Below are 21,949 nucleotides of genomic sequence, written 5' to 3'. Positions count from 1 at the left end.
TTTATAGCCGATTGAGCATGATCTTATCGTATCATAAAGATATAGTTACGTAACACCTTTCACTAGCAGTATCTGGGTTCTGTTGTATTGAAACAAGAATTTGAGATGAAATCTACTATCCAAAATTTACCCAAGAATCTATCCCATTCGAGAATTTCTAGCAATATTTTATTTTTTATCAATTTATGCTATAAACAAGGACTAATTAAAGTTTCTGTAATACCAATGAAATAGGGGAGTCTAAAAAACATGATACTTCCTGTAATTTACACGAAGCAGAAAAAAAAATCAATAAATTTCAATAATGTAATTCATTTATTTTGAATTACAGAATATTTTTCTTTACTTTGTTCTGTAAAAATAATGATTTCATGGAATTTATTGAATTTATATTAGCCAGTCTAACAAGCGCAGGGGTAGTTAAATCATTAATGCTACTACTATTAGAAGCTGAAGATTTAATGACTAATGAATATGTAAAAGAACAGATGGAACATTATATGAAATATCAAAAGGATGTAAGAGATAAAGACAGGGCACGCGAATTTGTGTCATGGGCTTTTAACGATAAATTCAGCGAACAGACATTAAAGCGGAATAACACATCCTTATACCAATTTCAACTTGAAGTAGTAAGGAATAATATCTTAGATTTTTATTTTAAAACGATTGATAAGCTGTCAGAGGAAAAGAATGATATCAATATGGCATGTGATGTCGATAGTACACTTAGTGATTTTGTAATTCAACTAATGAGGATAAGAATGGTGGTACAACCAGAAATTAGAATCTCAAATGGGATACATCCAGTTAGCAAGATTAAATATCTCTATGTGAAATCATATTGGTTAAGCGATCAGGGGAAGAAAGTACGAAAGTTTACCAAATTAATCGGTAAGACAGAAGATTATAAGCTTGGGATTAAAGATCCTCAAGCATTGGAAGATGGTTTGAATCTTATTCAGCCGGTGATGTATGACCATTATAAGGAACTGTACATAGATTAAATTTTTTTGAAAAATATGTAAGTCATATTAATTGATTTACATTTCATATAAACAACTGAAACATAAAAATTAGTGAACAGCGAGGGTGAGAAATCATCTTCGCTAGAGAGCTGCGTTCTCTTTTTTTTGAAAAATATGTAAGTCAATTATATGGAATTACAATTAATTAATTTTAAAATTTTACACAATGGAAAGTAAAAAAACAAACAAAAAAGAAACTTCAAATGAAGTAGTTAATGAATCAGTAAATGGTTCAAGTGTTGAACTTTACAATGGTTTGAACAAATCCAATCCAATGGCGAATGTTGAAGATATGAAAGCCTTTAAATCTATCTTCGAAGTTTATGAGAATAAGGATCTTTCCATTCTCAAGTTGACAATTAAGTTAAAGGGATTACTGGAACCCATTGATGTTGTAATGCGTGGGGGGGAACCTAAAATTATCAATGGCATTAGTAGATACTTCGCTTGCAGGGAACTAGGGTGGAAAAAATTGCCGGTTAAGATTCACGAATTATCTGATGATGAAATAAACGAGCAGTTCGTATATAAAAATTACAAGACGAGGCGGTCAATAATGGAACTCTTGAAACAAGCTCTTGTCATCCTTGGTGTACTCGGATTGAGTCAAGGTAAGGTACGTGAAAGAATTGGTGACATCGAGATGGGTGATGACGAATTTTCACTTGTAGGTAAAGATAGGTTTCAAATTGCTTGCGACCTTATTGGAGCTGATATCAAAGCTTCATCATTGCGAAGATTGATTGCGGTTAAACAATTTGTGGATAATGGTGATGACGAAATTAAAGGTCTGCAATTGCTAGAGAAATTGGATTCTGGCGAAATGAAAATTCATAATGCTTGGAATGCAATGAATAATTATATCTTGTTCAAGAAGCAAGAAGGTTCAAATGCATTGACAGAATCATTGGATTATGTACGTGGAAAAAACTTTGAACTACACAATAAATCCTGTGAAAACCTTGCAGCTGTTACCGATAATAGTGTGCCATTGGCAATCCATTCAGGACCATATTTTCAACAACGTAATTATTTGAAAAAGGGGAATGATGAACCACCGGAGCATGGATTGGAAAGAACCCCTGAAGAATTTATCGAAAAAGAGGTTGAGATATATGATCAGGTTTATAAAAAGTTAACCGATTCAGGAAGTTTGTTTGTCAACATTTCAGATAGCTATGATAAAGGTGTTGACTGTCTGATACCGGAACGGTTAATTCTTAAAATGGTAGAACATGGGTGGTATGTCAATCAGAAATGGTATTGGGTAAAGAAAAATCCAAAACCGCAACACAATATCAAAAGATTAATGCCGAATGTCGAGGTGCTAATACACTTTGTAAAAGATCCTAAAAAATTCTATTTCAGAGATTTTATTAATTGGAAAGAAGGAAATTATGAAACAAAACGTACTTCAAAAGATTCAGGAATTGGGAAAGAAAGGAAAGACCATGGTTGGACTTTGGTCAAACCCATTGAGAGGTTTCGTAGTTTCTTAGACGAACAACACGTTAAAAATGTAATTGAAGCCAATGGATTCCGATGGGATGAACTCAAGGAAATAGATCCCAATTTTCGTCATCTTGCTCCTTTCCCTTACTACATCACACTCCTTCCAATATTAATGTGTAGTAAAATCGGTGATACTGTCCTTGATATTTTTTCAGGAACGGGCACTACCGCTGCGGTTGCTCTCCAATTAGGACGTAAAGCAATTGGATTTGATATCGACAAAGTCAGCCATGAATTTGCAGCAAAACGACTTAATATGGTGGAACAGAACCTACCTGAATTGAATGAGATTCAAAAACTTGAAAAAGAATTTCTCGAAGAATCGAACGGTGATGTTCAGGCTGCATAATAGGTCGAGGTAGATCTTAATTGACAAAGGGAAGTGGTTACAACCACTCTCCCTTTACACTAAAAACCAATTATTATTTAAAAACAAAAGATTATGAAAACTATAAAATTCACAAACAAAAATTTGGAAAGTATATTATCAGAAAATTGTTTTTTCCGGACGACAGATGGTAGAAATCATGCCATATTCCATGCTGAAAGTGGTTCAGCTACCGAAAACATTATAACAGCGTTAAATAAAAACGGCATTACCTTTTATTTTGAGAACTATTGGGATGAATATGAGGAAATTGATGAAATCAACGAAGAAACAAAACCAGTTGAGGGGAAACAGGTTAAGTTCTCAAAGTTTGTATTAAAAATAGACGACTTGGAAGATGAATGCATCGACCTGTTTATTGATTTAAAATTAATGGACAAGATAGGTAAAAAGGTTTGGCAGGGAATACTTGACAACAACAGGATTGATGATTTTTTCTTCAGCTAACAAATGCTATTTCTCAATAGAAAAGAAGGTGTTTTTTTCAAACTCACCTTCTTTCAAATGAAAATAATAATTACCGGACATCACCGGATATATCTATAAATATCAACCATTCTAAAAATCTTATATAAATGAAATAGGTTTATAATCTGATATACTTCCGGTAAATTACAGGAACTTATACTATGGTAGGAAGTAAAAAATATTTTTCTTGCTAAGGTTAATTATGTTTGATATCTTTAGTTCTTAAAATCAACTAATTGTATAAACTAAATTAACCACCTTATGAAAACATTCGATTTATCTTCTCTAATACCGGAACCAATCAAACACTATGGTACGTATCATCCTTATCGTGGTGGAAATAATGAAAAGTTTGATGAATTCTCAAAAAAAATATTACGATTTAAAGATGATTACGACTGGGCTGTGGAATATTTTTTTGAAAGGCTAAAAAATTATTTTGAAGATTCAATAGACGCGATAATGGTCATTCCTTCTCATGATCCTGATAGAAAAAAAACAGGTATTAAAGATTTAGCGGAAAAACTAGCGGATTATAACGGATGGAAAAATTGTTGTGAATGTCTTGTTAGATACAAAAAAATTGAAAAATTAGCGCAAGGTGGAGATAGGAGTATCTCCAATCATAAAGAAAGTATGAAATTTGTTAAAAAGACAAATTTGGATAATAAAACGGTACTTTTGATAGATGATGTTACAACAACAGGAAACTCGTTACGAGCAGGAAAGAAGGTATTACTTGAATCTGGTATTAAGAAGGTAATATTATTTGCAATTGCTCAAACAGCATGGGATTAATTATTCATAGACTATGAATGTACTTGATACGCTAATCTTACTTAATCTTCCAAAGGTTGGAAGAAAAACAGTTAAAAAGATTATTGACTTAGAATTACCCGAACAAAATCAAAAAGAATTAATTGATTATATCAGGATGGTGTCGTTAGTTGCGCCTAAGATCTCAGAATCTATCACAGATGAAGATGTAAAGATGTCATTTGATTTATCAAATGACATCTTGTTAAAATCTGAAAAAAAAGGAATTAGAACAATAGGATATTCTGATATAATTTACCCAAAATTATTGAAGGAACTTGATAATGATGCACCTGTCGTTTTGTTTGTAAAAGGTGATGAAAAGGTACTGGCCAATGAAAAGAAAATTGCGGTAATTGGCACAAGAGAAAACTCACCTAATGGAGAAATCGCTGGTAAAATAATTACTAAACAATTTGTCGAGAGGGGCTATATAATTGTTTCTGGATTAGCAATTGGATGTGATACACTTGGGCACAAAGTTGCTCTCGAATCTGGGGGGAAAACAATAGCCGTAATGGCAGGTGGACTCGACAAAATTTATCCTAAAGAAAATTCATATTTAGCTGAAAAAATCCTCGAAAATGGGTGCTTGATTTCTGAGTATCCAATTGGAACGAGTATGCGTCCAAATTTCTTTGTTGAAAGGGATAGAATTCAATCAGGATTATCACAAGGCGTAGTAGTTATAGAAACCAACGTAAAAGGTGGAACATTACATACAGTTAAGTTTGCAACGGATCAAAAAAGAGCAGTTGCATGTATCAAGTACAATGATGATAAAATTTCTCCCTCCAATGCTGGAAATAGAATGCTAATTAGCAATGGTAGAGCTTTCCCCCTTTCTTCAAATAACATTAATGAATTTATTGAAAACATTTTGCAAAACAGGGGGAATATAGAACTTCAATCAAATATAGAATCCTCAAAAACTGTTAATGTTGAAAAGAGATATTCACCTGAAAAGAAATCAAGTAATACTACTGTCCAGTCTGAAGCTCTAAATTCGAATCCTGATGTAAAAAAACAGATTGATGAGAATGTCTTAAAAATTGCCAAAATTAAAAAGGACATTGAAAAACTAAATAAGGATATAATAAAATATGGTGGTGATGCTAATGGTCAGACTTCCATGTTTGATAATTCTATAAATGAAGTTTCATACAGGATTGAATCCTTAAAGCGTGAAATAGAATTACTCGAATCACAAAAAAGGAACATCGTAAATGAAAATAAAGAACTTCTAAAATCAATATCTAACACCAAATAACATGCTATTCATTTTTGATTTGGATCAAACTCTTATTGATAGCAAAATTGCTTTGAATTTAAGAAGCCAAAGGAGATGGTCCGATGTTTATAGGTTGATACCTCGAATGAAACCTTATCCTATGATAATGGAAACTTTAGATTACATTAGTACAAATCGACACAAAATAGCAATAGTTTCAACAGCTCCTAGACCTTATTGTGAACGAGTTGTTACTCATTTCAAGTTTCACGTTGATGTCATTATTGGGTATCATGATACAACGAAAAGAAAGCCTAATCCAGATCCAATGATAAAAGCACTAGGTGAATGTGGATACACAAATACAAATTCTATTTCTTTTGGAGATCGAGATATAGACATAATTTCGGCTAAAAGGGCTGGAATTCTTGCTTGTGGGTGCTACTGGGATAGTGATAATCCAGAACAATTAAGAGCATCCGAACCACACTTATCCTTTGATACCGTGAAATCAATGTACGATTATATAAATTCTAATCATTAACGATTCTAATTTTTTTATCCACTTGAAAATCCATATGATTTTGTGTTGGAAAATATACATGATGTTATGAGCTCTCTTGATAATACACTTGATATACTTAGAAATGTCTGGTTAATTTTTTTAACAGCTTTGTCCCCTGATACACCAACCCTGTTGTCTGAATTTTTAATGCTTACAATTGGCATTGCGCTTTCTCTTATTCTCTCACTACCGTTGATTACAAAAACCAAATTTAATTGGCCATTTTTTATTGCTTTTTTAATAATTCTCGTACTATCTTATAGTTTATATCTTGCATCTTTCTTTGGAGATCTTAATGAAACTGTTAAAATAAAATATCGCTTTTACTTAGGATATACGATTTTAGGATTTGTTTTAACTGATTATTCAATAAAATATGATACTAATGATAGAGTAATAAGGAATTTACATGTTTGGGAGTTCATTTATTCTTTGCTTGGAATACCATTCGGATATTATCTAGCTGTCTATATTCTAGCATTGTCAGATGTAATACTAATAACTGCTACTATGCTAGTGACATATAAGCTATTTTTTTATTCAGTTCATTTTATAATAGCATTGAAATGGAATATTAGTCGGCAAAAAAAGAGTCTATTTCCTACTAGAAGTGAATTCGGTAGAATTTATATGGAGAAAGCATTTAGAGTTATTCGAGAATCATTACTTATTTTTACTTTATCAGACAGGAGAATAAAGAGGAAGTACAATGATTTATTAAAGACATATAGATTCGGGCTTTCCAAAGTAATAAATGAGATTGATCCATATTGTAAATTCAATGACTTAGATCTTTTGTGTAAAAAAGAAATAATTAGACATGAATTTAAGATTCGAACTATAACTGTAAATAATAATTTTGATTCTCTAAAAAACAATAAGCTGCAAGGACTCAGGAAATTTATCAAAGAGAAGTACGGATATAATTCTATTACCGAGCTGAATATTGATCAAAAAGAATACTTAACCACAACCGCTGCAACTCAAATTCATGAAACACATTTACGAATTAATAAAAATAAAAAAAATCGTGCTTTAACTGAAGAAATAGAACAAATTCGTTTTGACTATCCTCATGGATTCAACAATTTTTTTAAGGCTCAGTTTGAAGGAAAAACTATTAATGTACTTGGTATAAGAGAAAAGGAACTAATTATCGAAAATAAGAGGAATATTATTTTTAAAAATAGAGATTACTTTCAAACTAAAATAAACAAGATTCGACAGAAATACCCTGAAGGTTACCAATATTATGTCAACCACGACTTGGATTTGGACAAACATCTGGGAACACATAATTCAATCCCTGCACTTGATTCAAAGGAAGAAAAAATTAAAGATTATCAATATGATATAGAAACAAGAATGCTATATTATAGAGATATTTCACAATACAAATTATTTTATAATTCATTTTCAACAATAGCAAGAAAGTTGATGCCCAATTGGTCTGTGAAGGAATACACTCATTTAGGAGTAATACCTTATCCTAAATATAAGCGTTTAAAACAAATAGAAGTTAAACAAACATATAATTCATACCAACTATATAACAAAGAATATTCACTCAATAATATTGATATTTCACTTGTAGAATCTGTTCAAAATGGAACAATCCATTATAAAAAAATAAATAGAAAAGAATCATTTGTTGAGAAAAATTGGTTCTCTGATGTATCCACAGTAATAGATAGCTTATCAAAGGAATTTGATACTGATATTGGAATTGTTTTTAATGATAATCCTGAAACCGATAGTTCAGTTTTTCATGATGTTATAGATTCAGAATTTTATTCTTTACACAATCTTTTCTATTTGGAAAAAGGTGAGATAATTAATTATAGGAACAAACGAAAGGAACACACAGAGTACAATGTATTAATTACTTTAACATGTTCAGAAATGGAATACGTTGAACTCACCGATAGCCTCAAGAAAAAATATAAAAATATTAAGATTGTTTCTATTACATTTTTCTACCAGCTTTCTTTGCCTGAGGTGCGTGCAAAGGTTGCTAAGGAAAGACAAAGAATAGAAAAAGAAAAAGCAAGAATTCAAGAGATTAAGGATAGAAAAAGAAGAGAAGAAATAAGATTAGCAGAACTTGCAGAAAAAGAAAAGAGAGAGAGAGAAGAAAGAGAGAGAAGGGAAGAAGCCGAGAGACAACGGATAATTGCCGAGAGAAAAAATCAATTAATCAATATTAAGCATAAAGTTTCAAATTATGAAACCCTTAATAGTAGAAAAGGAGTACCCGTAAAATTTTTCTATTTTCATAATTATTATCCAACCTCTGAGTCTGATGTAACAGAGTTTGACTGGGATGTAAGAAAATTGATATGGAATTTTAAAGATGGGGATTCAACTATCGCAACATCGCAAATTGCAACAATGGTGAGTAATAAATTAAATCAAACCTTTTCGATAAATGAAAGAAGCATGTTAACATTGGTTTGTGCTCCGGCTTCGACTAGACAAAAAAACATTAAAAGGTTTCAGAGATTCTCTCAAATTGTCTGTACTAATACAGGATTAAATAATGGATTTGAAATGTTAACGATTCATACTGACAGAGAAGGAACACATCTTTCCGGTAATACTATAAACCCGATTGATTATTTTAGTTTTAATCGTACTTATTTTAGAGATAAAAAAATAATAATCTTTGACGATATTGTAACTCGTGGTAGAACAATGTTTCAGATGACAAAAAAATTAGAAGAATTAGGAGCATCGGTAATTCTTGCTATTTCTATTGGAAAGACAACTCATAAAAACTAATTCCTTGTCTCACAATTGGATATGTTATATATCTGTGATGAAATAAAATTTAGCAAAACATGGTGTCATCATTCAAAAATATCTTTAAAACTATTGTACTTATTTTATCATGGATAATTTTTTCTCCACTATTTCTTTTTTTATCCATTAAATGGAGAGTCCCTAAATTAGTTCCACGTATTATCTTAACCACATTGGCACCACTTTCCTTGTTGATTATTTTCTTTGTTTCAAGGGGTACATATGATTACTATTATTACAATATAAAGAGAGGAAGTAAGTCTGAAATTGAAGCAAAAACAGGATTAGATTTTCCAAAATTTAAAACCATAGAAAAAAGACATACAAGATTCGGTCCTGCATTTAATGGGGATTTTTCTATGGAATATACAGTTAAGTTTGACACCTTAAACATTGCGATTTTTTACCAACAAATTGAAAATAAAATTGAATCAGGAAGTACTAATCTCAAAGATAGTGTCTTTGTTTATTGGGACCGTTACGGTGATGGAATATATTCGTTCAATTTTAATGATCTAGAGGAGAATTTGGAATTAATTATAGATAGTAATAAGGAAGAAATGAGAATTACTTATGGTTGCATGTGATGGATTTTTTTTTCCAGACTATAACCCAAATAGATTTATATTTTCAATTTTTCTTTATACGAAAGTTTTTTTCGTATCCGGTGGATCTGGATCAAACAGGTGATGTCGGGAGTGCAGTTGGTTGGAGCGTTGTTTACGCATATTCAAACGGAGATGTCAACTGGTAATAGTGAAACCAAAGAATACCTGTCGAGATTGACTTCTTGATATAATTCACACCTTTTTTATTAAATTCCTAAATGCTGCCAGTTGATTTTAAAATAAAGAAGGTGAATCTAAACTTAACACCTTCTTTTATATGAAATTAATAGTTATCGGTCACCACCGGATATATAATAAATATCAACCATTTTAATAATGCTCCCACATAATTTAATTAAATTTATTGCAACTAACTGATAACTCAAACGATGTATAAAGTCAACATTACCGAGAAGTCACTAACCAAACTGACCCCCACTAATTTTTCTGCACACAATCTGTTAGAGAGGTATGATATTCAAGAGTGGATTGAAAAGACCCCTGAAATATTGGGAGAAGAACTTTTAATAATTGCAAAAGAACTGCCATTGCCATCTGGTAGTCGTTTGGATCTTCTTGCAATTGATAAGAACGCACGACTTGTCGTCATCGAGTTAAAGCGTGATGATTCAGGGAGAGATGTCGATTGGCAAGCAATCAAATACACTTCATATTGTTCAAATTACCTAGTCGATGAAATTATAAATCATTTTGCGATTTATTTGAAATCAGATGAAGATGATGCTCGTGCAAGGATTGACGATTTTATTGATGAAGAACTGGATGTCCTTAATCATTCTCAACGTATTATTTTGGTATCTAAGGAATTTCATTCTGACGTGATATCATCAGTTTTATGGCTTAGGGATTATGGGATTGATATAGAATGTCTTCGTCTTGTTCCATTTGTTGATGAAAATAATGACCTATTTGTACATCCGGACAAAATTATTCCATTACCTGAAGCCAAGGATTATATCGTTAAAAAGGAGAGAAAACAGAAGGAGATAAAGAAAGCACAGGGATCATTTGACCGAGGTAAAGTAATTGAAAGTGTAACTATTTCTCTTAAAGGTGGATTATTACGCATAGACAGATATGACACCACCACAATAATCGTGTTTAATCTCGATGAAGAAAGAGAAGAAACAGCAAAACCAATACTTCGAGAAATAAACGATGAATTAAATCTTGGCGTGCCCTTATTAAATTCAATGGGGAATAAAAAGAACACCAGAACACTTGGTAAAGATATTATTGCTGAAATAAAAGCTCAGCAAAAAGAATATAAGTCAGATTCACGTTAAGATTAAGAGGTTAATACGCTTCCTGTAAATTAAACGAAGTTATAATTCAATGGATAAGTATAAATTAAACGAAGTTTTAAATAGTAGTTTCCTGAACACCCTGAATATTACTGCCAATGATAATTTCCAGTTGAATGCCTTAAAGTCAGCCAAATTTGTCTCAACGGTAGGTCATTCCTTATTTAATGAATTCTATAAAAATGCTGATTACACTCTGAATGTGATACCCGTAGATGATCAAGGAAATAAGTTACCCGGTGAATGGTTATTAGACGTAGCAATAACACACAACGTACATGGATTTAGAAAGAAAATTATTCTTGCTGCTGAATCAGAGAGTAGCACTTCCATTAAAGCATTCAATGATGATTTTGCCAAACTTGTTCATATTCGTGCAGATAATTACATTTATTTAAATGGACTTGATCAGAAAACAAAAAAAGGAAAACAAGATTATATAGATCGTAGATTATTGTATGCAAAAAATCTTCTATCAACAGGGAGTTACCCCTCTTTTTATTTGGGATTTTGGGCATCACCTAAAAAAATTAAGGGATATAAATCTATTTGGGCTGCTATTCTCGATGGTGAATTTTCGCATTTGAAAAAAGTTGAACTGTACAAATATCAAAATGGTGATTTCATAAAAGTGTAAAATAATGAATAAGGTAGATACAATAATGGCATTGGGGAATTTGCTTCAATATTATTATACAGATTTGACATACATAAATAATTTCCAAAAATATAAAGCTGGTCAATTGAAGACAGAAGATTACTTGCAGAAATCAGATGGTTCATTTAAATCATTTATAAATGAATTTCGTGTTGCAAGGAATATTGAAAAAGGTAAAACGGATGAATTACTTAAAATGGCTATGATATATACTAGCGAAGGAGAAGGCGATGGAATATGTGTTGATCTTTTTGCAGAATTCTTAAATGAGGTTGGTATTACTCACGGAAAAACAATGACTTCTTTAGCTTCAAAAGTTTTGTTCCTGAATGACCCATGGAATATATTGCCAATTGACAACTTAGTAAAAAGAGCTGTAAACCTAAGAGAAAACAAATATGATTCTTATAAAATAAAGTATAATGAATTTAAAAAGAATCACATTTTGGAAATTAACGAAAGCTTGGCTTCCGTTGAAGAACATCTTAATATCATTGAGGCTCCATTCATAGGAGAACTACGAGATATTCAAACAATCCGATTTAATCGTTTTCTTGATAAAATACTTTGGACAATAGGTAAAAAGAAGTAAAAATCTTCATGTAATTTACGGGAGCTTATACAATGGTAGGAAGTATAAGATTACTGTTCTTATTTTGTCAAAAATAACCTCTTAATTATTTCGATTAAAAAATTTTAGAACTGAAAAATGCAAGTGTTCTTTTAGTTACTTGTTTTTAACACATCTTATACAGTATCCTCTCCAATAGGTTGTATGCGTTCTATTTATCATTGAGTTATTCACATTTATTTCACGTATCCAATATTCGCTATTTCCATTAATTCCAGCACTCGTAGTTGTCCAATATCTCCCTACATCGTTTAATCCTAAGTAATAGCCACTGGTAGAATTATGTACTCTATATCCACTTAATGTGGCATTAAAAGATGTACTGTCCTTCAATTTATCACCGATCCCTTCACCTCTATAACCTTCTAGGATGACCTCAGTTTCACTCATTCCTAAATCTTTTTCCAGTTGTTGCCACTCTAAATCCGATGGAGTATGCCATCCGCTTGGACAATATTTTGTTCTATCAGTATATAAATACCCATGTATAGAAGGATCACCATAGATATAGGCTTGTGGATATGACCCACTAGTGCTTCCGTATTGTAAATTTTCTGCAAACCAAATTTGATCACCTATTTTTACCCATTTATAGACATGATTATCCCTTGGATCTGTAAATGTTCCTGACGTTGCTTCATTCGTATTGAATTCAACGGTTGTTCCTAGTGATATTCCCTTACTATTAATTGCAAATGCTTTAAAATAATAGGTAATACCGGATTCTAATCCAGATATCATTTTTGAATAAATGCCAGTTGTTCCACTAACAATTACAACATTATCTCCCGAATCAGGATTTTGATTTGTTCTACTCCAATAAAATCCTCGCTGAGTGATTGGGCTTCCACCATCTGAAGAAACATTTCCATTTAAAGTTGCTGATGTTTCAGAGATTTCAGAGGCTTCTGATGTTGAAACTACTGGTGATGAAGAATAATCAATATTTGCGTTGAAATTTATTTCTGCTACCTTTTGTGTAACATCTGCTTTTGTCAATCTGGCTATTACTTTTTGAGTACCACTATTCCCAAGTGTCCAGTTTGCACTTGCAATACCAGAAGAATTTGTTTTTGGTACGTTTAAGTCAATACTTCCACCACCAGAAATTACGTCATAAAAAACAGGGAAATTATTAATTGTGTTATTATTACTGTCGTAAACTCTGGTTTTTAAAGAATTTAATAAAGTTGTATTTGCAAGTCCAGTTTGATTATTGCCACTATAATAACTCAGCTTGGCCGGGGCATGATATAAGTTCTTCCTTTTAGAGATTTCCCATTCTCCACGAAATAACTCTGATGTTCCCTTATCAAAGTGAAATGCAGAAATGTCAAAACTTGCATGACCATCTACACCTATATCAAGAGACGTATCAAAAATTAATGGGTGTTCATTGCTGATTGATGCATTAAAATTAAATTCTTGATAGGGTATTAATTCTCCATTCAGACCAACTAATCCCATTATATAAACTTCTACACTTGGAACAATTTCAAGACGTTCGCTGAAATTAAAATTACCTGTATAAGAAATACTGGAAGATTTATCCGCATAATGATCATGAATAAATTCTTTTTCAAATTCTTCATTTTGCTTATTTACATTAATCCCTAATACTAAATTCTTTTTTAATTCATAGTCTGGTTGTATATTAATATCTCCAGAGGATTCTAAAACTAACCTCGCAACCAATTCTGTCTTAACAGAAACAAGTATTGGCCCAGCTGGAATAGCATACCAATATTGTGCGATCTTTACTGGTTCAGGATTAATATTTTGAGTTAAATTCGCGTCAATATTAAGTTTTAAGCGAAGATCAAAATCATTATAAGTTATTACTTTCAATTTATCTAAAGTACCTTTTAATAGATAGTCACCCAAAAGATCAAGGAGATAGGGACTTATTGCAGCTGTTGCTACAACTGCTGGTTTGTATATCGCATAGAAATCTATTGAAGGATTGTATTTTAAATATCCTTCTTCAATCCTGATATTAAGATGACCATTATCATCCTCAATATTCCATAAATCAGTATTTGAAAAATCAAGTTGAAGATATTCTTTTTCAACGGTTTCTTCCATTCCTTGTAAGTAAGAATTGAAACCCATTTTTTTTACCTTTCCCGAATTGTTAAGTTTTAATTGATTATCCCACCAGTTCTTTGTTCTGTTAGTCGGAGAAGAATAGGAAAGAGTATCATCGGTAATTAAGAAATCAATTCCGACCTGAAATCCTTCAATCATTTTCTTTATTAGATCTCCACCACTTTTTTCTTTAACATAGTCAGTAACATATATTATTTTACCCATGCCAGTAGTATCCACTAAAAGTGAACCTATTTTAATGCTATCCAAATTCAAAGTCGTTTGAATCTCTACAATATCATTTGTACCTGTTGTATCTATAATTGAGATTTGGGTAGTTGTACTATCTGGAGCAAAAAATATAACGTCATTATTAATACCGTCGGCATTGGCTATCATTTGAAATTCTTCTTCATTTGATAGTTTTCGTAGAATATATGTTGAATCCGAAAGAATAGGATTACAATTATTGTCAATAATTTTTGCACGATAGAAGCCAGAACTATCAATCTTTCCTATAAATAAGGAATCGTTTGTCGCTCCTTCTATATTTTCCCAATCATAAGCCCCCCGTGAATACTGCCATTGTATTTGTCCTCTATGATTGTTAACTTTTAATACTACCGAATCTTGTTCAAGTTGAATTGTATCATTTTTAGTATATACAGTTTGACCTGAAGATGCAAAGGCTATTAGAAAAAATATGATTGTTGATACTGTTTTTAAATTGGCCTTCATAAATTTAGATTTTGAGAGCTTAGTTTATAATAAATTGTCTTTGAAGTTTATCACTATCAGTTTTGATCAAAAGCATATACATCCCACTAGGTAAGGTCATCTCCATTGTCTCGATTTGATTCCCAGTAAAATTCTTTAAGACTTTCTTATGGATAATCCTACCCATATTGTCTATGATAATTAGGTTTATTTCATCTTGTGGATTACCACTCAGCTCAACTTTGAACTTACCATCGTTGGGATTCGGAAATAACTTCACAAATATTGAGTTGGATTCTTTTATCCCAAAATCAACAGAAACAGGAAACGCTCTAACGTTGACTGTGTAATTAACAGAAAAGCTGCATCCATAATTATCAACCACGGTTAACTCATAAGTTGTTGTGTCCTCTGGATTGGCATGTGGATTCATAATTGTTGAATCACTTAAAGATGATCCGGGAGTCCAGAAAAAAGAATATTCTCCGGATCCACCATAGATTGTTAAGTCTTGGCCTAGCATAATTGAGTCACCGTGTACAATGGTGGTGTCAGTTAAACCTATCATGAATCCAAACTCAGGTGGCTGATTAAAATTGAGTGTGATAACTGTTTGAGCACCGACATTAATAGAAAAGAGTATCAAGCTAAGTAAGATTAGTTGTTTCATCGTGTGTCGTATTTTGGTGGCATTAAAATAACGAATTGATTAACAATAAATAACGAGCCAATGTAATTTAGAAACTATTTAAATAATCATCGTTCCAAGAAAAATTGGAATTCGTTACAATCAAGTAGTGAGACAATAGCTATTATACAACTTATACTTCATTCAATTAGTAGAAGGAGTTATTTACATGATGCTTCTTTGATCCCGAATCTAATGGGAAATTTGAATGAATTAGATTTTTTGAACAGATACAATAGATTCCCTTAGAAGTTGCTTTAAATATGGAAATTGTTTTAATTGTTGTCCAGATGTATTTGCTTTTCGACATTTAATTATTTGAATATTGTTATATCCCAATTCTTGTGCGATTTCGGCAAAAATGATATCAGTAGGTATAGGGACACCGAGATATGAACTTTGATCCACAACAATATGCAGATACCCTTTTGCTTTTAATAGGTTCATACAATTCTCTATGACTACTGCCATATCCTCAAAATATGCACTAAGCATATTAGGAACTAACCTAGTTCTACCATCTCTTTTACCTGTTTTTGATTCTTTTAGTGGTATTTTTTTCCATATTTCTTCACGAAGTAGCTGAACGATTGGAAAATTAGAATTAAGATCTTTGCCATACCCCAATCTATAATTTCTGATTAATGTTTTTCTATTATTGTGTATTTCGTTAGCCCTTGACCATTCTCCAAATATTAATTCCATTTTATACGATTCAAAATAGTCGAATGAATTAGCATATGGTGGAGAAAAAATTATTGAACCCACCTCATTTTTTGTCGAGTTTGAGAATAATCTTTTATGATTTAGATCTTTTGCACTTTCTAATAATGATTTAGACAAATCACCATTGGGATATGGATAACTAGTAATATCTGAAATCATTTTATTGATTTGATTTCCAAACTGAGCAAAGCAGTCAGTCACTTTTGTTTCTCTTGTTGCAAGACCATTACCATCTTTTTTTCGATTAGAACAATTTTCTAAAATTGATAAAAGTGCAAAAAGAAAGAAATCCTTTAACCAAAGGTCTTCAATATTATTTACTACTTGCTTTAGTGCAACTACTTGTCTAAAATTGCTTTGGTTGAAGTATTTTTCAATATCTGTGTCAAATTCATTGGGAGTGATTGTTATCGATTTCGCATCATGTATAATTTCACCCTTGATTACATTAACTTTTTTTAATTGATTGTGATCAAAAGAAGCACATTTAATTTTAGAAGATAAGATTGCGTATGGATTCACATCTAATCCAATTGATTTGATTCCTAAATCATTACATGCAACCATAGTCGAACCAGAACCACACATTGGATCAATTACAAAATCTTTCAAATCTATTGGGAATCTCTTTAAAAGTTCTTTTACCAAATCACCGGAATAAGCTTCTCTATATCTCATCCAACTATGATATGGTAATTTGTTTGATTGTGATGTATTTACTAATTGAGAGAATAAAGAAGTTTCATCATAATTTATAAATTCTTTTTCAAGCTTCTCTATATTTAAAGTTAACTCCGGAATCGAATAAACATCACTTAACCTAGTCCAAGTATAGTTCTCGCTCATCTATAACTTTTTTATTTTCCAACCAATTTCATTTTTTTCTAATCTCTTGTTTTCGTTCAAAAAATGTTCGATGCTTCTTGTTGAAAATAACGTTTCTATGTGTTTATAATCTTTGTTATTAGAGACCTGCCTGATTAGCCAAGGAACGGAATATGAAAAGAGATTTATATAAAATTCATTAAATGATAATTGTCTTTTTGATCTTGATAAACCTTCTAAAGTATTCTCTAAGCAATCTTCAAAAGAATCTCCTACATGATTAAAATCAATTTTTTTATTTACTTTTTTAAACGTATAAATAAAATCTCCCTGTGGTGTACCATCATATCTTAGATGGGCAGTATCTCTATATGCCTCAATTCCTTCTTGAAAGAATATTCCTTCTGGTTCAATGTAGAATCCAGAATCAATTGTGGCTTTAATTACAGCATACCAAGCACGAATATTTTTGTTATTAAAAGTGTAAACGAGTACTCCTTCATTTTTCAATACTCTATGGCAGTTTAAAAAAACTTTGTGAAGCAGTTTATAATAATCTTCAAAATCCTTTGAATAATTGGAGTCTTTTGTTTTTCTATGTACTACCGCTTCATTTGCTAATGAATTTTCAATGTTTGCAAAAGGAGAACGATTTTTTAGCCAGATATTCCAAAATTCACATAGTTCACCATATTGAACATTACTCCCATAGGGTGGATCTGTAAGTACCATATCAATTGAATTGGCTGGTATCTGTATGGCTCCTGAATCTTCTGCAATAACTGAATAATCAGCAGTATTATAAATTACGTCATTAAAGGAAAAGGAATGTGTTTTTTTTGCTTTGAACCTTTTTTTTCTATCGCTAATTGCAGAGTCAAATGCTTTTATTCTATTTTTTAAATATTCAAATGGATTTGTTTCGATAAATTGATTCGGCGTCCAATATGCATGTTTAGCCCATGCTACTGGCCTACCATCCATCCAAGTCGATGTTGAAAAACTCATATTATTAGTATAACGAATAAGTGAACTAATCAAAAAAAGTAGATATTGATATTCGTTATAAGTTAATTCATCCCGCAAGGAATCAACAGCTTTATATAAAAATGCACTTACAATCAGATTCCTTTTAGTGAATAAATCGACAAATCTTTTAAAACCTTTTCGATGTAAACAATCTTCTTGTTGTCGGTCCCATGCAGCAGGTATTACATCAAATGGGATTTCTAAATTAAAGTCATCAATTAATTTTTCAAAGTTTTTCTCAAAATGATTAAATTTTTCAAAATCAATAGTATTAGGTTTTTTGTTTTGCTGAGTTCCACACGAATCACATTTCACCCTAACTGAAAGTATTTTACTTCCTATTCTTGGTGTTTCTGCTGCTTTAAATTCATTCTTGCACTTTTGACAAGTATAGAAACCATTTTTGGGTTTATTATTTTTCCCTTTTACCTTTAAAGTATTCTCTAATAGTGTTTCTTCAAAACAAACAGGACATTTTACTATATACGCATGTTCAAACCACCTGACATGACCATCAGGGTTATGACAATTTTCACATTCACTTTTAAAATATTCTCCAAATTCTTTTTTTGCTAATTTTTCAACTTTTCTGACAATTTCCTTAAATCGTTCCTTTTCAACTTGAGATACTTGGTTGAACTGAATAAAAGCGGCAATTGGATTAATATCAGATATTATTATCCTACGATCTATACTTAATCCCTCTACTAACGAAACTCCCCCGCCACCAAATGGATCAAAAATAATATCTCCCTCTTTTGAATATTGCTCTAATAGCTCTCGAAAAATATTGTGAGGTCTTCTCGCAAAGTATTTATGCATTTTATATATTGGAGTATGACCTTGAGATCTTATGTCTCTGTTATAATAATTGAAACTCATTAACTTTCTATCCAAATTTTATTACCGTAATCCCGTGTATTTAAGAATGATGAAGTATTTGCCAACAATGCTTCTATTTTCTTTTCAGAGCCGGGCAATATAGTAATATTTTTATCTCTTAAAGCGAACAAATCATCAAAAAGCTCTAGGTGTCTGATTAAATACCGGAACTGATTACCTGCTGTCGTTCTATCAGTCCACACATTATTGAAAGAAAAATCTCTATCACACAATTCATTAAGTTCTGATAATACCTTTGCTTTATTTGATTCACTTGTTAAATGAATATTTGGATATTTCGCTTGAATTTTTTCTGCATTTTGAACAGCCTCATTTAAATTTGGACGATTGTCGTTATCAAATTGGATAGAATAAAGTCCATACAAGAATTGTATGTAATTAATTGACTTTAGCTCTTTGAGAAAATTCATTGCCGTTCTATAAGGATAAATTATTTTACCAGAGGTCTCTTCACGAAATAACAGCATTTGGTTTTTAAAAATCGTATCAAAACTAATCTTACCTAATTTTAGCAGTTGCCCAATTACTGTTAATTGATATGAAGCATCTAACTTTTTAATAAGTCCTAATCGCCGGCAATGAGAGATATTATTGTTATTTATTTTTATTTCGCTTGGATTATAACTTTTCCCTGAATCCATTAATAAGAGGGTTGGATCTACCAAACTTTTTTGGCAAGTATCATATCTATAATCAATTATTGTTTTAAAAACACGAACAATACTTCCTTTACGTTCCTTTTTTCCTAGTTTGCTTCCGATTCCAGTTGTTCCTGTTGGGTCTCTATTTACATCTGCAATTTTCAACATCAATGAATCCTGAAATTTTTCGTAGTCAATATGTTTTGGCATATAAAGTTCAATCTTCCCCAATTTTTTCTCATTTTTTATCCTTCCTCTAACAGCTGCTGCATTAATAGTATCAATCCATTCCGCCAAGCCGTAATCCTGATCCCTTAATGCTTGAATAAGATTATATAATGCTTCAAATCCCTCTCCTGAAATAATTTCATCTGAAGAATCATCTAATAAAATGGGAATTATTATATAAGCAGTTTTATACTGTTCTCCATATTTCTGTCTTAAAGCTCGACCAACTGCTTGAACAATATCTATCATTGACCCTTTAGGATCAGAGAAAAATACACCATCGATTAACGGAATATCTACGCCCTCGGTAAGACACCTTACGTTTGAAATCACGCCAATATCAGCATCCTCAAAATCTTTTATTATCATCGCTCTATCTTGAGCACTCATACTACCATTAATATGGTTTATATAAACATTCACGTTTGGTTCAGCAATATTCTCTTCAGCCAATTTTCTAGCAAATAACTTTGAATCACTAATCTTTGAATGAAAAGAAATAACTTTGAAAATACCAACTTCAAAGAGAGCTTTTCTCAAAATAAATCTTTTATAAATGTTCTGAGCAGCTTCTATTTTTTCTTCTTGGGATGTTTCATTCGCCAAGTATAAATTATCCTTTATTATTCTTTCATACTCTGAAGAACTGATTCCTGATAATACAATTCGATAATCTGATATTATTCTTTTTTCTATAGCCTCACCAAACGTTAATCGATGAAATACTTTCCCATAAATTTGTTCATCATTCATTGAATAGACAATTATTCCTTTTTCAATAGCAGAATTAGCAAATGATGGTCTGACCAATCTTTCTGTTGCAGTTAAAAAAAGCTTCTTTATAGCTGGTATATTCTCATCTTTAAGTGCCAAACTGAACTGTGAATTAACTCCAAATCCTGCCGTTCTGTGAGCTTCATCAAATATTGCTAAATCAAAATACCATTCTCCATGTTTTTTTACAGCATCTGCAATAACTTCTGCTGATTGATATGTACAGAACATGTAAACCGGTCTGTCTGAATTATTTGATTTTAAAAATCGGAGAATGTCTTCTGAATTTGTTGTGACGGGAATATCTATCTCATCAAGTGAAATATTATTTTGGTCAACTGATGTATCAACGCTTTGATCACTACAAATGCATAAATATTTAAAGTTTCTAATGGTCTCTTTAGACCATTCTTCAAGAGTCTGACGTATCAATTGTAAGCTTGGTGCAAAAAAAATTACTTTTCGTGCATTTTGTTCTTCTGTTGCCCATAGTGAGATTAAAGTTTTACCAATACCACAAGCCGCAATTACTTTACCCTTATTGTAATTTGCAAAACCTTCTCTGATGTCTTCTAAAATTTTATCTTGATAATCACGGGGTTGTTTTCGTTTTATTAAAATATCTTGTTCTTCTTGTAAGAAATATCTTGCAAGTGTGTCGAAAAACTCAGACTCAAGTCGTTCAAAGTGATCAACAAGAATTGTTAAATGACCTGACTTCTTTCCAGCTACTGTTGGTAATTTACGAGTATTTGAAATTATTAACCTGTAATCCGCATATTCCGCTTCAGCCCAAAACGTTGAGAGCTCTCGTGCTGTCAAAGGAACTCTCTTACCCCTAAATTTTGCTTGCCATGCAATGAATTCACCTTTATTAGTGATATAAACGCCATCAACTCCGGAATCTTTAACTTCCAAATTTAGCTTCTCAATAATCTTGCTGGGGAAAGGACGACCATCAACGACCGGACAATAAATTTCGTTAATATCATACAGGTGTTTAAAATACTTCAAATAGAAATATGCAAAGTATTCAAATAAATCACCTTTTGTTTTGCTATCTGGTTCTTGCTCAAGTTTTGTCTCAATCTGAATCCATTCATTGGAATAAAAAATATTGAAATCCATGGTTACTATTGACTGGTTTTGAAATATTCAAAAATAGCAAATCTTATACTTAATCATAGAAGTATAAGCAACCATTTTTTGAACATCTTTGGTCCTCAGTCATTTACAAATCAAACCTGAATTATACACAGATTTAGCTTTTACTTAGCACTAGAAATGCAGCAAAGTAT

Annotated in this window: 16 protein-coding genes; 11 read left to right on the top strand and 5 right to left on the bottom strand. The window is 31.6% G+C overall.

Annotation, left to right across the window (positions count from 1 at the left end):
- Window positions 1-371 precede the first annotated feature (371 nt).
- The 11 genes from INQ51_RS17120 to INQ51_RS17070 all read left to right on the top strand — a co-directional run bounded on the left by INQ51_RS17120 (window position 372) and on the right by INQ51_RS17070 (window position 11,993).
- Window positions 372-1,007, top strand: a complete 636-nt coding sequence (locus INQ51_RS17120; RefSeq protein ID WP_233379172.1) for a hypothetical protein — start codon at window positions 372-374, stop codon at window positions 1,005-1,007.
- A 187-nt stretch (window positions 1,008-1,194) separates the two neighbouring features.
- Complete coding sequence (locus INQ51_RS17115) at window positions 1,195-2,889, top strand: DNA methyltransferase (RefSeq protein ID WP_233379171.1); 1,695 nt, start codon at window positions 1,195-1,197, stop codon at window positions 2,887-2,889.
- Window positions 2,890-2,982: 93 nt separating this feature from the next.
- Window positions 2,983-3,375 carry a hypothetical protein gene (locus INQ51_RS17110; RefSeq protein ID WP_233379170.1) on the top strand — a complete coding sequence of 131 codons (393 nt, stop codon included), beginning with the start codon at window positions 2,983-2,985 and terminating at the stop codon, window positions 3,373-3,375.
- 282 nt (window positions 3,376-3,657) lie between these two features.
- Window positions 3,658-4,194 (top strand): ComF family protein, encoded by a 537-nt coding sequence (locus tag INQ51_RS17105; protein ID WP_233379169.1) that lies wholly within the window; start codon window positions 3,658-3,660, stop codon window positions 4,192-4,194.
- A 13-nt stretch (window positions 4,195-4,207) separates the two neighbouring features.
- Complete coding sequence (locus tag INQ51_RS17100; RefSeq protein ID WP_233379168.1) at window positions 4,208-5,482, top strand: DNA-processing protein DprA; 1,275 nt, start codon at window positions 4,208-4,210, stop codon at window positions 5,480-5,482.
- A 1-nt stretch (window position 5,483) separates the two neighbouring features.
- The gene (locus tag INQ51_RS17095) at window positions 5,484-5,987 is read left to right on the top strand and encodes an HAD family hydrolase (RefSeq protein ID WP_317207969.1); all 504 of its coding nucleotides are present in this window, start codon (window positions 5,484-5,486) and stop codon (window positions 5,985-5,987) included.
- 42 nt (window positions 5,988-6,029) lie between these two features.
- Window positions 6,030-8,789 (top strand): phosphoribosyltransferase, encoded by a 2,760-nt coding sequence (locus INQ51_RS17090; protein WP_233379166.1) that lies wholly within the window; start codon window positions 6,030-6,032, stop codon window positions 8,787-8,789.
- 59 nt (window positions 8,790-8,848) lie between these two features.
- Window positions 8,849-9,397, top strand: coding sequence for a hypothetical protein (locus INQ51_RS17085; protein WP_233379165.1), 549 nt, complete (start codon window positions 8,849-8,851; stop codon window positions 9,395-9,397).
- A 410-nt stretch (window positions 9,398-9,807) separates the two neighbouring features.
- Window positions 9,808-10,725: an endonuclease NucS domain-containing protein gene (locus INQ51_RS17080; RefSeq protein ID WP_233379164.1), complete on the top strand. Its 918-nt coding sequence runs from the start codon at window positions 9,808-9,810 to the stop codon at window positions 10,723-10,725.
- Between the two features lie 49 nt (window positions 10,726-10,774).
- Window positions 10,775-11,380 (top strand): hypothetical protein, encoded by a 606-nt coding sequence (locus INQ51_RS17075; RefSeq protein ID WP_233379163.1) that lies wholly within the window; start codon window positions 10,775-10,777, stop codon window positions 11,378-11,380.
- Between the two features lie 4 nt (window positions 11,381-11,384).
- A complete protein-coding gene (locus tag INQ51_RS17070; RefSeq protein WP_233379162.1) occupies window positions 11,385-11,993 on the top strand; it encodes a hypothetical protein in 609 nt (202 codons plus the stop codon).
- Between the two features lie 135 nt (window positions 11,994-12,128).
- Here the strand turns inward: INQ51_RS17070 and INQ51_RS17065 are convergent, their stop codons facing one another.
- From INQ51_RS17065 to INQ51_RS17045, 5 genes are all read right to left on the bottom strand, one after another.
- On the bottom strand, window positions 12,129-14,858 hold the full coding sequence (locus INQ51_RS17065) for an FISUMP domain-containing protein (RefSeq protein WP_233379161.1): 2,730 nt from the start codon (window positions 14,856-14,858) through the stop codon (window positions 12,129-12,131).
- 19 nt (window positions 14,859-14,877) lie between these two features.
- Complete coding sequence (locus tag INQ51_RS17060) at window positions 14,878-15,507, bottom strand: T9SS type A sorting domain-containing protein (protein ID WP_233379160.1); 630 nt, start codon at window positions 15,505-15,507, stop codon at window positions 14,878-14,880.
- Window positions 15,508-15,738: 231 nt separating this feature from the next.
- A complete protein-coding gene (locus tag INQ51_RS17055) occupies window positions 15,739-17,097 on the bottom strand; it encodes a DNA methyltransferase (RefSeq protein WP_233379159.1) in 1,359 nt (452 codons plus the stop codon).
- Window positions 17,098-18,987, bottom strand: coding sequence for a DNA methyltransferase (locus INQ51_RS17050; protein ID WP_262909951.1), 1,890 nt, complete (start codon window positions 18,985-18,987; stop codon window positions 17,098-17,100).
- Window positions 18,987-21,779, bottom strand: a complete 2,793-nt coding sequence (locus INQ51_RS17045; protein WP_233379157.1) for a DEAD/DEAH box helicase family protein — start codon at window positions 21,777-21,779, stop codon at window positions 18,987-18,989. The genes INQ51_RS17050 and INQ51_RS17045 overlap by 1 nt, the downstream gene beginning before the upstream one ends.
- Window positions 21,780-21,949 lie beyond the last annotated feature (170 nt).

The organism is Maribellus sp. CM-23 (assembly GCF_021354595.1).
GTDB lineage: Bacteria > Bacteroidota > Bacteroidia > Bacteroidales > Prolixibacteraceae > Draconibacterium.
This window is presented reverse-complemented; position numbering and strand designations above follow the sequence as displayed.